This is a genomic window from Shewanella vesiculosa, from assembly GCF_009994065.1.
GTDB lineage: Bacteria > Pseudomonadota > Gammaproteobacteria > Enterobacterales > Shewanellaceae > Shewanella > Shewanella vesiculosa.
This window is the reverse complement of the sequence record NZ_JAACSD010000006.1, coordinates 53,633-67,927: the sequence shown is the minus strand read 5'-3', so window position 1 is coordinate 67,927 and position 14,295 is coordinate 53,633. Positions and strand designations below refer to the sequence as shown.

General features: G+C 42.9%; 9 protein-coding genes. 3 read left to right on the top strand and 6 right to left on the bottom strand.

What is annotated here, in order from left to right:
• The first annotated feature begins 84 nt into the window (after positions 1-84).
• A complete protein-coding gene (arcA, locus tag GW828_RS06325; protein WP_124017307.1) occupies positions 85-801 on the top strand; it encodes a two-component system response regulator ArcA in 717 nt (238 codons plus the stop codon).
• Between the two features lie 92 nt (positions 802-893).
• Here arcA and GW828_RS06320 read toward each other — a convergent pair whose 3' ends face one another.
• Positions 894-3,197 carry a S9 family peptidase gene (locus GW828_RS06320; RefSeq protein WP_273058363.1) on the bottom strand — a complete coding sequence of 768 codons (2,304 nt, stop codon included), beginning with the start codon at positions 3,195-3,197 and terminating at the stop codon, positions 894-896.
• A gap of 174 nt (positions 3,198-3,371) precedes the next feature.
• Here GW828_RS06320 and GW828_RS06315 point away from each other — a divergent pair, with 174 nt between their 5' ends.
• Together GW828_RS06315 and GW828_RS06310 are read left to right on the top strand one after the other, a co-directional pair.
• Complete coding sequence (locus GW828_RS06315; protein ID WP_124017305.1) at positions 3,372-4,364, top strand: class 1 fructose-bisphosphatase; 993 nt, start codon at positions 3,372-3,374, stop codon at positions 4,362-4,364.
• Positions 4,365-4,584: 220 nt separating this feature from the next.
• Positions 4,585-5,760 (top strand): tetratricopeptide repeat protein, encoded by a 1,176-nt coding sequence (locus tag GW828_RS06310; RefSeq protein WP_182755698.1) that lies wholly within the window; start codon positions 4,585-4,587, stop codon positions 5,758-5,760.
• A 167-nt stretch (positions 5,761-5,927) separates the two neighbouring features.
• Here the strand turns inward: GW828_RS06310 and GW828_RS06305 are convergent, their stop codons facing one another.
• From GW828_RS06305 to GW828_RS06285, 5 genes are all read right to left on the bottom strand, one after another.
• Positions 5,928-7,184: a dicarboxylate/amino acid:cation symporter gene (locus tag GW828_RS06305; protein ID WP_182755700.1), complete on the bottom strand. Its 1,257-nt coding sequence runs from the start codon at positions 7,182-7,184 to the stop codon at positions 5,928-5,930.
• A 309-nt stretch (positions 7,185-7,493) separates the two neighbouring features.
• On the bottom strand, positions 7,494-8,489 hold the full coding sequence (locus tag GW828_RS06300; RefSeq protein ID WP_273058366.1) for a DUF7281 domain-containing protein: 996 nt from the start codon (positions 8,487-8,489) through the stop codon (positions 7,494-7,496).
• 97 nt (positions 8,490-8,586) lie between these two features.
• Positions 8,587-9,807, bottom strand: a complete 1,221-nt coding sequence (locus GW828_RS06295) for a phosphoenolpyruvate carboxylase (RefSeq protein ID WP_124017301.1) — start codon at positions 9,805-9,807, stop codon at positions 8,587-8,589.
• On the bottom strand, positions 9,804-10,457 hold the full coding sequence (locus tag GW828_RS06290; RefSeq protein WP_124017300.1) for a hypothetical protein: 654 nt from the start codon (positions 10,455-10,457) through the stop codon (positions 9,804-9,806). Before GW828_RS06290 ends, GW828_RS06295 begins: the two co-directional genes overlap by 4 nt.
• Positions 10,457-14,170: an ATP-binding protein gene (locus tag GW828_RS06285; protein ID WP_273058368.1), complete on the bottom strand. Its 3,714-nt coding sequence runs from the start codon at positions 14,168-14,170 to the stop codon at positions 10,457-10,459. The genes GW828_RS06290 and GW828_RS06285 overlap by 1 nt, the downstream gene beginning before the upstream one ends.
• Positions 14,171-14,295: the final 125 nt, after the last annotated feature.

Below are 14,295 nucleotides of genomic sequence, written 5' to 3'. Positions count from 1 at the left end.
TATTAGTGCATTAGCCCAAGCGCTTTTTGCAACCTATTAGCACAAAGTGGCTAGAATCGAATTTTATAAAATCAGGTAAATATCATGCAAAATCCGCACATTTTAATTGTTGAAGATGAAGCTGTAACTCGTAATACATTGCGCAGTATTTTTGAAGCTGAAGGTTACGTTGTTACCGAAGCCAATGACGGTGCAGAAATGCATAAAGCGATGCAAGACAATAAGATAAATCTTGTTGTTATGGATATTAACTTACCCGGTAAAAATGGCTTGTTATTAGCACGTGAATTACGTGAAATTAATAACATCGGCCTTATTTTCTTAACGGGTCGTGACAACGAAGTTGATAAAATTCTTGGACTTGAAATTGGTGCTGATGACTACATCACTAAACCATTCAATCCTCGCGAATTAACCATCCGTGCTCGCAACTTATTAACCCGCGTAAATAATGCTGCAGCAGAAACCGAAGAAAAAGGTTCTGTTGAGTTTTATCGCTTTAATGGCTGGAGCTTAGAAATCAACAGCCGTTCTTTGGTTAACCCACAAGGTGAAGCTTACAAGTTACCACGCAGTGAATTCCGTGCAATGCTTCACTTTGTTGAAAACCCAGGTAAGATTTTAACCCGTGCTGACTTATTGTTAAAAATGACTGGCCGTGAATTAAAGCCACATGACCGCACTGTTGACGTGACAATCCGTCGTATCCGTAAGCATTTTGAAAGCTTACCTGATACGCCAGAAATCATCGCAACAATCCACGGTGAAGGCTATCGTTTTTGTGGTGACTTAGAAGCGTAATATTGTTAAGTTTACACAATAAAAAACCAGGTTAATCACCTGGTTTTTTTATGTTTATTTTTTAGTAAATGAAATAATAGTCAGCGAAACGATTATTTCAACTGTTGATCTAAAAACGCTGCTAATGTTTTATATAAATGATTTCGGACTTTCTCGCCGCGCATAGAGTGCTTAGACCCAGGATAATCCATCATTTGGAACAATTTACCTTCATCCTGTAATGCTTTATAGACTCGGGTACTATTTTCAAACAAGACGTTGTCATCTGCCATGCCGTGATACATCAATAAACCCGACTGATAGTTTTTCACATAAGGTAGAATACTACTGGCATCGTAACCGTGTTGGTTAGTTTCAGGGTTGCCCATATAACGCTCGGTATAATGAGTGTCATACAAACGCCAATCAGTTACTGGCGCACCCGATATCGCCGCTTTAAAATAACCTGGTGCCTTAAACTGACTCATTAACGCCATGTAACCACCGTAGCTGTGACCATAAATAGCCACATTGTCCCCATCAATAAAGGGTAAGCTACGCAGATAATCAACACCTACCTTTTGATCGTTCACTTCGGCATCACCCATGTTTTGATAAATCACATGTTCAAATTGAGTACCTCGGTGCGCTGAACCACGGTTATCTAATTGAAATACTGCATAACCTTGCTGCAGTAAATATTGAGTAAAATAATCGGCTTCGCTCCAACTGTTGACCACTAACTGAGCATGCGGTCCACCATATACGCGCACCACAACCGGATACTGTTTAGCGGCATCAAAAGGCACTGGTTTAAACAATCGGTACTCGAGTGCTTGACCATCTTCAGCTCTTAGTTGGCCAAACTCAGGCATTTGCCATAATCCGGCATAATCATAAAGCGGATGATTTTTATCAATCTCATTTTGCTCAACCCAAGCGAGTTGTTTGCCACTATCGTTGTGTAAACTAATTTGTGGTGGTTGCTGCAAGCTACTAAAGTAATCTAAATAAACGGGTTTTTTATCCGCAAAGACCGCCTCATGCATACCCGATGCTTGGCTAATTCGCTCAATTGAATCCATGCCTTCATTAAGATTAACGCGGTATAAGTGACGCTCAACCACACTGTCTTTACGACCAGAAAAATACACCCACCCAGTAGCTTCATCAACAAACTCAAGTGCATCTACAGCCCAATCACCTTGGGTTAATTGTTTAAGCTGCTTACCGTGCAAGTCAAATAAGTACAGATGATTAAAACCATCACGTTCAGATCCCCAAATAAAGGCAGCTTGTTGCTTTAGAAAGTGCAGATCATTGTTTAAGTTAATCCACGCTTTACTGCGCTCTTCAATCACGGTTTCAGCTTGTTTCGGTGTACTTATCGAAGCAATGCGAAGATCGAGCGTTTGTTGATCGCGACTTTGCCATTGAAATGACACATGTTGGCTATCTGGCAACCAATCGACACGAGGTAAATACATGTCTTTTTGTTTGCCTAAATCGATCCAGTTAATACTACGATCTTTTAAGGTCACGACGCCAAGTGCTATCTCAACATTGGCTTTACCTGCATAAGGATAACGCTGTTCAGTTAATTTAATCCCTTCGGCATATATTTCATTACGAGTGACTAACTCGACACCTGATTCATCAATGCGAGTAAAAGCAATCGCCGACTCGTCTGGCGCCCACCAATAACCAGTCATGCGATCCATTTCTTCCTGGGCGACAAACTCTGCCATGGCATTTTTTATCGGCCCTTTGCCGTCGGTGGTTAAAGCGATCACTTTTTGCGTCTGTAACGACAACACATATAAATTTTGATCGCGCACAAACGACACGAAGTGACCTTTTGGAGATAAACGAGCATCGGTAACAAAGCCTTCTCCGGTAGCTAATTCAGCGACTTTATTATTGGCAACATGATATAAATACAACTTACCTGCGGCAGGAATTAAAATACTTGCACTGTCTTGCGACCAAAAATACTCCATGATCCCTTGACCATAAATACGTTGACGCTCACGGCGGGCTTTTTCCTCATCAGACAGTTCTCCCCCTTCTAATTGGTCTGCATTAATCAAGATGCTACGTCTGCCGCTAGCAATATCCATTTGCCACAAATCATAAAAATGCTGATTATCTGCTCGGCTCGATAAATAGGTAACTCGCTTGCCGTCTGGGGATAGTGCTAATCCACGAGGGCTTGAACCCGCCAATGCGGGAGAGGCATGAATACGCTCAATAGTGAGTGGCGTAGTGTTACCTTGTATCGCCGTCAATGTTGCGGTAGTCGATGAGTTCATGATGCTGCCTTTAGCGGTTGCTGTTGCGGAAAAAACCGCGCTGGTCAAAAGGAATGGTACGGCAGACACTGCCGCTAAAGCATGATGCTTCCATGTTATTGTCATTATTATTAATCCTTGGGCAATTCAATCCGCCCACATTCTGCCTTAATTTACAGCAAAACCAAAACCCCAGATAACAATCGCTGAAATTAGCGTCATTGTGGGGTATGATTTGCATATAACTGATAAGAATGAATTACCTCGACCTTAACTTCGCAAAATCTCATAGGAAAAATCATGCAGACTTTGGCACAAACCCTTAGCGCACAAGCCGTAAATACGTCTTTAGCACAATTACTGTTAACCTTAGCTGACACTTCAAAAGCCATTAGTGTTGCTGTTCGTCACGGTGCATTAGCCGGTGTTTTAGGCGCGACAGAACAAGAAAATATTCAAGGCGAAACTCAGAAAAAACTCGATGTCATCACTAATGACATGCTTAAAGATGCGCTAAAAACCGACGGTCACGTTCGTGGTTTAGCCTCTGAAGAAGAAGATTATGTGGTTGAAGTGAGTGCTAATGGAGAATATTTGGTGTGTTTTGATCCACTCGATGGCTCATCAAATATTGATATAAACTCATTGGTCGGTACCATTTTCTCTGTATTACCAGCACCAGACGGAGCCTTAAACGAGCAAAGTTTTTTACAGGCTGGTCGCAAGCAAGTGGCAGCCGGTTATGTATTATATGGACCATCAACCATGATGGCACTCACGACGGGTAATGGTACGCAGTTTTATACTTTAGCTCCCGACAGCCAAGAGTTTTTACTGACCGACGATAACGTACAAATCACCCCAGACACTGCGGAGTTTGCCATTAATATGTCAAACCAACGTTTTTGGGAAGCCCCAATGCAAACCTATATAGCCGACTTATTACTCGGTTCAATTGGTCCACGCGAGCAATCATTTAACATGCGTTGGATTGCCGCCATGGTAGGTGATGTGCATCGCGTATTATGCCGTGGTGGTATTTTTACTTACCCAACAGACAATAAAAACCCTGAAAAACCTTTTAAGTTACGCTTAATGTACGAGGCGAACCCAATGGCATTGCTCGTTGAGCAAGCGGGCGGCAAGGCTTCAACAGGCTACGAAACCATATTGGATATTGAGCCAACAGCCATTCATCAGCGTGTTGCGGTGATTTTAGGTAGCGCCAACGAAGTCGATACTTGCTTGAGCTACCACGGTATTGATTACAGCGAAGAGCCATCAATCGACTAAATTGAGCCATTAAAAAAACCGCCTTTGGGCGGTTTTTTAGTCTGGGGCGCTAAGTAAACAAAGTCCATCAGCATCAATCTTCTAAGTCTGAGTATTAGATACTTACCATCGATAAAACCTTAAGTTCACCCCCTAAGTACGGAGAGAAAGAAGCATTTCTTTACAATAACTTAAATAACCTCTAAGTTAATTTATTCAATATTGATAATGGACTATAGCGATGCAGCAAGTCAGCTCATCGAATAAAAAGACATATATTGCAGCTATTGTAGTATTACTGCTTATCAGCCTAGGATGTTATGTCTATCTCACGTTAACTAAACCAGCATATTTACAAAATGGTACGGTTTTAGTGCTCCCGGTAAACCTCACATCAGACAAGATTGAACCACAATGGAATCGCTATGCTGCGATGGATATGCTTATCCATCAACTCAATCTAGGGGTTAATTACCCCTTGCTGCAAACTGAGGATATTATCAATATCATCTCGCTTATCTCTAGAAAGCACTCAGATAAAGCTGCCGATATTCAGCAAATTATGGCGATTTCTGGCGCAGTCTTGGTGATTGAATCAAGTATTAAAGGCACTAATAATCAATACCAATTAGCCTTTACACTACACCAACAACACAGTAGTGAAAGTGATGTCGTTAATGTAGCGAGCATAGAGCAAGCATTGCTCACTGCAGCCGAGTTAATTAATCAACAGGTCCATCCACAGCACAGTAAAATCACAGAGCAATTCGCTTCACGTTTTAGCCCGCCACAACTAATTCACGCAATAGCTCTGATGCAAGGTGGTGATAGCGTCGCAGCAGAGGAGCAATTATCTGCGCTGATAGATACTGCGCCCGATAACTTAGTCGCTCAGCGCCTACTTGCCATGATTCAATTACAGCGACATCAATATCAACGACTGAATAGCACATTGACTACCGCAATCATTGAAGCTTCTCGCCAAAAAGATGAACGAGAGCTGGCCAGGTTCAGATTACTCTTAGCCCAAAGTTACACTGAAACCAATAAGATAGAACACGCACTAAGCGTGCTTAGTATCGCCAAAACTAATGCTGCAAAAGTGCAAGACTGGCTAACGCTGGGTTATATATCACAGCTTGCTGGTGTGATAAATCAGCGCATCGGCCGTAATGCTGATGCCAGAGAGCAATTTAAAAAAGCCATTGAATATCATAAAATGATGGGCTACCCCGTAGGGCAAACACAAGCGCTCAACGATTTAGCGGAATTAGAAATGGTTGAACATAACTACCCGCAAGCTTATCGATATATTAATCGCTCTTATGAACTGGTTGCGCATCGCCGTTTAGATGATTTAGAAACATCTACATTAAAGATTATGTCTAAAATTGAAAATAAAATGCAGCATAGATAAGGTCTTATAGTATCGCTAACCATTCTAGCCATAGGTTTGAATAGAAAATCCCAACGATACAATCCTCAGCACATCGTTTGCGTAAAAACATTAAACATAAAAATGGCCTGCTTGTGCAGGCCATGTTTATCAACAACTAAATCACCATGATGATCACTCGATTATGGCTATGCTTCTTCAGCAGCTTTTGCCGCCTCAAGCTGATGTACTTGCTCAGTTTGATCGACAATAGTTAATACCGCAGTATCACCCACCACGTTACATGATGTCAGCACCATATCAATAATACGATCCAATGCAGCCACAATAACAAATGCCTCTGTTGGTAAACCTAATTGATAAATCAACACCCCAATCATCACCATGCCGCCGCCAGGAACGCCACCCGCACCTACTGACAATAAAAACACGCTAAACAGTAACGACGGGATTTGCTCATTGCTGATAGGCATCCCAAAGGCATTAGCAACGAAGAAAATCGCAATAGTGATATAAATCGATACCCCACCCATATTCATGGTTGCACCAAGCGGTACACCAAAACCAGCAACCGCTTTACTCACCCCTAACTTGTCTGTCAGTGTGCGCATAGTGACTGGAATTGTCGCATTTGAACTGGCTGTTGATAGCGAAAATAAAATTTGCTCTTGGGTTTTCTCGCGAAAGGTTTTCGCTGAAACTGGGGTAAATAAACTGACAGAATATGGATATACGATAAAAATCCATATCAACAACAATGCCAAAATAAGCACTAAATACTCGACAACACTGACAAAAATTTCAGGCTCTAAGGTTGCACCTAATTTAAACATCAGGGCAAACACACCGTACGGCGCTAAACTCATAACCACTGAAATTAAACGCATCATGATTTTATTGGCAGTTTGAAATCCTTTCACCGCACCTTCAACAGATGCGCCCATTGACTTGATCACGCCGCCCATTAATAGCGCCATAAATATCACTTGCAGCATATTGCCAGAGGTAAAAGCTGAAAAAGGATTATTTGGCACAATACTCACAATTAACGACATTAAATCTGGCAGTTCAGTCGCAGTAATATCCAGCGAGCCATTGCTCGACATATCCACGCCTTTACCAGGTTCAAATATCATAGCAACGGTAAAGGCAGCTAAAATAGCAATCACGGTATTAATAATATAAAAACCAAAGGTTTTACCGCCTAAACGACCAAAACTTTTTAAATCTTGTAATTCACACACACCACAAACAATACTCACAAACACCAGTGGCACGACTAGCATCATGATCATATTAACAAACATGGTGCCAACACCACTTGCCAGAGTCACTAATGTGCCACCAAAAAAAGCATTATCGGCTAATAAAAACTGCACAATACTGCCCAGCACAACCCCGAGAAATAGACCAATAAAGATCCGTGCAGAAAGTGATTTTGTCATATTTTTTCCCATTCGAAATGCAACATTAGTTGCTAATTATTATTAATATACCCAATCCTAGGCATTTTTTTTATTCGAGCGCAGTGATACTGAGACATAGACAAAGATAATTCAATCATCATCTGAACAAAGCTGACCACTTTTTACAGACTTCATATCGAAATAATTATAAATGCCATAATAAACATACGATTAGACAATCAAAACATTAGTAAGTAAGGACATATTTATCGCAGAAAACCATTTATCATAACTTCAACACTGATTTATGCTGGCTCAAATGCCATAAATGGACAGTGCTTATAACCTCTAAAAGCGCAATAACGACAAGATGAGCTTTTTTGCCAGCATATGTTGTTGCTTAATACTGACATGATAGCGTGCCACCCAAGCCACTAATTGATCCCAATCTACTGCTAAGCCTTTGCTGCCATCAATGACATCAGAGGTCGATGAACTCGGCATAAGTCGATTGACTAAAGGCGATGGCTGTAACCCAAGGTATTCACCAGGGTTATTTTTAGCCGCGATAGTTTCATTGATATAAGCTAACTGACGCTGCTGCTTATAAAAATCTGTCGCTGAATTGATTTGCGGCAATGCCAGTAATGTTGCGGGTGCACTGAGGGCTAATTGAGGAACAACGAGGTGTTGGCAATGATCTAGGCTATGGGCAATCATTAACCCGGCGGGATCTAAATCGGTAAACGCAATCACTTGCACCTTGGCAGGATCAATCAAACCTAAGAAATGTTTGCGTCCAGCGGGGGAATAATGATGACTGCCGCGATACACCACCATGCACCGTTCCATAAGCTTAGTCATAGATTGATCAAACTGATACTGGAAAACGTTATCAAAACTGTCTAAGTTTTCCACCACCATAATGCAGTTAATGGCGAGCTGTTCGCAAAGGTTAACGGCACGATCAACCTTAAGTCTTAGTGCGCAATCATGCTCGGCCAATAGGCCTTGGCATAACGGTGGGGCTAACTTTAGCAGCAGATAGTCGGCTTCTGGCGCAATATTGGCGTATTTCTCATTCGCGCTTTGCTGCGACATTTGTTGGCGTGTCACATCAAAGTCTAGCGCTAGAATATCTAGGCCGGTATCGATTTGTGCCATTTGTCGCAGTAACTGATGATCGTTAACGCTTAAGTACAATTGCTTTTGGGCGCCGTCGGTTTCACCTATTTGCCATAGACGATAAATATGTTGCCAACCGGCATTAAATGGCACTCGCGGCAATCGTTGTTTTGCTGCGCGAGCCAACATTTGCAAGTGATGTTTACTGATACTCGCCATCTAGACTCTTCATCTTTTATATTGATCGTTTCAGTTTATTACACGTTAACAATATTGATCGCCGACAAGCTTAATGGCCAACGAAATGACGGCAAAGTTACGCTAACCAAAGTTCAACATCGTGAATGACAAAGTTGCCACTATATACCGGGTCAGGCTTTCCTATAGGTTCAAGCTCAAAGTAATTCTTATGCTCATCAGCTAAGCCTTCATAGCCACCAATCACCTGATATAGCCAACTTTCTGCATCCCACTGCAATTGTTTCTCTGTAAGGTAACTGAGCGCCGATTGACGCAGACCTGAATCAATCACTTCACAGAAATACTCATCAACAGCAATTTTCAGTGGGTTTTCAGGGATATCAAAATCTTCACTGTCACCCATTTCAAAGGTCACGTTGTGTTCACGCAGCATGGCCGGTAATGAATCACGGCTGATGGCTTTCACTTGCGCGACCAAACTCATTAGCTCAAGTTCATGATGCGGATTAGCAACATCAACACTCGCGGGGGCTATCAAGGCTTCAGCGCAGTTGAACAATACAGGTACTGTTTTATGCACCACATGGTTTTCAGGTTGATAATCTGGATGCATGCTGGTGTGTAATAACCAGCCTTTTAGTAATCTGGTGCGTCCTTGTATTTGTCTAAACCGGCCCAATAACTCGTACAATCGCGCTTGCACAATGCTTAATTCCTGAGTGCATTGACTTAAGGTTTCTTGCAAGCTCGTCATTAATAAGCGGCGCAGTTCGCGGATATCACCAGCAATTTCACCTAGCTCGCTAAATTGGAACATGTCTAAACCGTTGAGCAGTTCTGATACTTGGCTTTGAGCTAATTCGTTTTCGCGAATTTTCGCGCTTATGGTGCCTACATAGCCAAATTCATTATTAATGCGGCTCCACAACACTCGGATTGAATAACGTAAACTGTCTGTAAAACTGTACACATGCTCATTTAGATCAGCTAAATAGGCTTCCGCTGCGCTAAAATCAACATCGCGGCGCGCTTCTTTATAGTGATCGGCTAAGGTTTTTATCGTAGCGAGCGCCGAACCGACGTTAGCATCAATTTGTCTGTTGCGCTCATCGCTTAAGGCTTCTTCCAATAATGCCCGCACTGAACGCTTTAAGCGCAGTTCTTGATCGGGCTCAGGGCGCCATAAAATGCCACTTTTTCTTAATTTTTCAATAACGCCGCTATCATGGGCAGTATCGCTAATCGACCCCGCTAAATAGGCATCCATAATGACGTCGGCATGCCGCCCAAGTTGTTTGAGCAGCTTTACCCCAGCTTGGTGTAAGTTGCTGCTCATATAAGATCCCTTTGGGTCGCGGTTTCGGCTTGAGCCTCAAGACTTAGCCCTTCGGTTTCATCAATAAAACGGATCACTTCGTACAAATAATCGAGTTTACCCGTGGCGATATAAATCTGTTTTTCACTATTGGGTTTGGTTAAATAACCCAGCTCCACTAACCGCTTAAACACCAACTTAATTTGGCCATCAACGTTAGTACTGCTTGAACCAAATAATCGATAATGGCTCAACTTAGTCAGCTGTTCTCTGAAAGCTGGCGTGTCTTCAATCCGTGCTTGTAAGTCGGTTAAGCGAATAGGGGCACCTTCGCTTAAAGGCGCATCTTGACCACTGGCTTCTTGCACCAGAACTAACCATTCCACCAGTGGGATAAGCGCGGCGCAAATATCTTTAAACTGCGACGAAATCACTTTACGTTCCACTTCGCCCAGCTGCAAATAGCCGCAAAAAAACACTTCGCCTTCACCAGCGCTGGCAACGGTACGATTAATTTGATTCAGATAGGTTTCAACTCGGTCACGAGTACTATTATTCTTTAGGGCGCGCCAGCCGTCTTCGTTAGTCACACGGCAAACAAATTCACCACGCAGCAGTTGCTCAATTAACGCACCAGTACCTACTAAGGTTGTTTCAGTCGAATCTGACATTAGATGTGCTCCTTAGCAGTTTCAGTCATGCTGGTGTCGGTATGGGTCATTTCAGCATTCCGTTGTGATAAACGTGCCGCTAATGGGTTGGTTTTTGGCTTCACCACTTGCAATTTTTTAGTTTGTTTATTAATGATATAACGGTTAGCAAATAGATTTAACACTTCAGATTCTGGGTTCGGAAATGCGCCTAATACACTAATATTATTGTTTTCACAGGCATCGAAAATTTTCTTCACGTTGGTGTGATGCAAAGTGCCTAACTCATCGATGGGCCAATGAATGGTCACATTGGCTTTGCCACGTAATAAACGAGTAAACGCTAATAAGAATTTACATAAAATTAGGTAGGCCATACCATGACTAGACGATTCGTTTAATTGGCGATCGGTACGAATAATTAAGTCGCTGTTACCTTCTTTTAATCGCAGCTCAATTTCGAGCAGTTTGGCTATGCCGCCAGTTAATGCTGCGCGACCAATAATGTCTAAAGCACGGCGCATTGAGTTAGTGTAGTGCTCGTCTGGTAGCTGACTAAAACCATCTGCTTTCCAAGCCTTAAAGGCTTTAACAAACACTTCAAGTTCGGGCCAAAATTCAAGTTCACTAATGCGCGAGCGAATACGGACCGCAGATTCTGATACGCCATCAAGAAATAACTCCTCGCCCACTTCACGGGTAATGCGCGCGCTTTGGCTGGCAATACGGCGATCGATATCAGTTAATACATCATAAAACGCGGTTAAGTCGATACCAAAAATTCGTCCTTGCTCACGAATCGCCATTAACGATTGCGGCACCATCACATTCAGTAGCTGTTCAAGCTGAGGCACCAACTTACGGTAGTCAAGTAAACGAATGCCTTTATCGTTGACAAAGCTCGACTCATCGCGGGCTCGTTCCCAAAACTCGGCTAAACTTGAACCTGATTTACTGGCAATAACCGAATCAAAGTGCTCAACATATTGCTTCACTGAACCCATTAAATAGTCGCGTTTTAGCAATAAATCTTCGCCTTGACGCAAACGTTCACCAATACCGCCGGTCGCTTCATCATTGTTGCCGGGCAGTTTAAGCTCTGCGAGTTTGCGCATCACTGCACGCAGTTTAGTGAGGTTTTCAGAGGCCTCAACTTGGGCAGCATCACAAGCTTTACGGTCGGTTTCTAGGCTGTCACGACGTTGCTTAATTTCTGTGGTTTTCGCTTTTAATTGTTGCTCTAATTCCAGCGTAGCACGCTTAACATCGGCTAATTGAGTTTGCAATTTTGGCTTACGCACCAACCAAGTATGCTGATACCAATCATCAAAACGCAGCACATCACTGCGACGTTGTTCGGCATGACTAATTTTGGCTTCAAGATCGCGTATTTGCTTTTTAAGCGCCAAAATAGTGCCTTCATCAACACCTCGTGACTTAAGCTCATTTTTGTACCAGGTTTCACCGGCCTTTTGTTCGGTTTTAGCATTAGCGCGGCGTTGTTCAATATTGGCTTTAATTTGCCCCAATTGATTATCAATGACGCCGACCACTTCTTGCCAATAAGCATTTTTTTCCATGCGCGCTTCCAGCGCCTGCTCTTTTTGCTCTGTTAACCAACCAAGATGCTGATTATGAAGTTGCTTAAGCTCATGCTCAAGCTGCACTAATCTTTTGCTCGAATCTGCTTTGCGATCGGTTACTGCTTGATTAATTTTTTGTTGTTCGTTACGTTTTTCATCAAATAAACGGCGCAAGTCTTCACGACTATTTTTATAGGCTGTGCGAGCAAAGGTCAGCTCACGGGTAATACTATCGAGCGCTGCATTCATGGCAACCAGCTGATCTTCCGCTTCTGCATGCATTTCTTGAGCGCTTTGCAATGCGTCTTCTGCTTTGGCTAAGCGAATACGCAAATCTTGCTCTGTTGCGGCATACTCGGGAACATCAATCGCTTTAAGGTCGAGATTCACCCCGAAGAGGGCTTCACTGCTGTCTTGGGTTAGGCTTGGGTGTAAGTCACTGCGATGCAACAACTCTGGAGCGATAACCTTACCAAAGGTGTGCTCCCAACCGTGGGCTTCTTTTCGCAAAAATTCCAATAGTGTATGCGACTGCGGGAACAGCATATGGTGCAGTTCTTCTTTGGCATTTTCTCTGTCGCTGACACGAATCGTGGCAATGCGCAGCGCTTCATTCGCTTGATCGCGTTTGGCCCGTTGTTTACGTTCTTCAGTGGTTAAGCGATCGACCTTTTGATTGCAGGTTTCTTGCTCTTCGTCGGCCAAACTAATACGCTCATCAAAAATGGCTAGGCGCATTTTTTCATCTTCGGTATAAGTCACACCATCCACTTGATGTTTGAGCTCGGCAGCAGTTAATTTGAGTTGATATTCTTGTTCGCTGAATGTTGCTTTACCCACATCGGTTTGTTCACGCCATTGCAGTTCTAACTTAGCAAGGTCGTCATTGGCGAGTTCGCGCTGCTTATCGCGGGCTTCACGTTGAGCGTCTTGTTCAAGATGTAAGACTTCAAGTTCACGATGTAATTGCTCAGCAATTTTACTGCGACGTGCATTAAAAGCCGCTTCGATGTCTTGGTGTTTTTCGGTTTGTAATTTATGACGTTCGTTAAGATTTTCAACATCACTGCGCCAATTCGGCAAATTATCAAGGTCTGCTTTGGCTTGTTCAATATCGGCATCTAAAAAAGCGGCGTGCTGATCTTCAATGGCATTGAGTTCATCTTCAAACTTACCAGAATCGCCTTTTGCTGCTGATAATTCTTGGTTTAGCTCATCACGAACATCTTTCCACTCTTCATCTAACAAGCGCAATTTGAGGTTTAACTCTTTGCCATGAGTTTGATTACGGTCTTGGCGCTCAGACTCTAAGGTTTCATCAGCGCGATAACCGCGCGATAAACTGGCCAAGCGTAGCTCGGCACTTAATAACTGATTAAATTCTTGTTCGAGCTTGTCATATTCTGGGCGGATTTGCTCAAAACCTTGCACCAGCTGGCTTTCACGGATCCAGGTTTCTACTCGTTGCGGATTGAGTCTAGAAGTCGGCGGGTTAACACCATCTTCCTCTAAAATGGCTGCGATCATTGATTTAACCGTTTCCATTTTGCCCTCTTTCGAGTGCACTGCTTTGGCGAGTTTTTCGATATGACGCAAGCTATGGTCGCCGTCACACAAGGAGAACTGACGCGCATAAGTGCGCAACTCATTGCGGTTACTGCCGGTATTCAGCAAGCTGCGATCGTTTTGAATGATCGCGCGAAACTCGCGGGTATTTAACAAGTTAGTATGAGCAACTCCATCACGTTTTACTTCACGGCCAAGCTCTGCCATTGAATGACAAATAATGGTGTCGCCATTACGTGACTTAATGTAATGCTCTAACTCAAAACCGCGGGCTATAAAGCGGTAGTTAACCCCTTTACCGTCACCTGCTGAGGCTAAAACAGCTTGATAAAGTAATCCATCATCTTTTTGATATTCATAGATAATGTAGCTTGAATCATGGGGTAAATACCAACGTTCAAAACTGTCACGTGTTGAAGGCACCACTCGGCTTGGATATTCGCCATAAAATACCGGCACCAGACGTTGTAAGGTTGTTTTACCCGAGGCATTGGTACCGCAAATATTAGTGTGACCACTTAATAACAGTTCGACCACACCCGGTAGGTGGGTATTAATTAACACGATTCTAATCAAGCTTGGCATGATAATCCTTTTCCAAACAGCTCACATTACAGTGACTAAAAAGCAAAATACGGATGAAAAAATAACGTCTGTTTTTTCAATGTCAATAAAGTAAAACAAACGCGGCCTAGAGGCAATTTTCACCC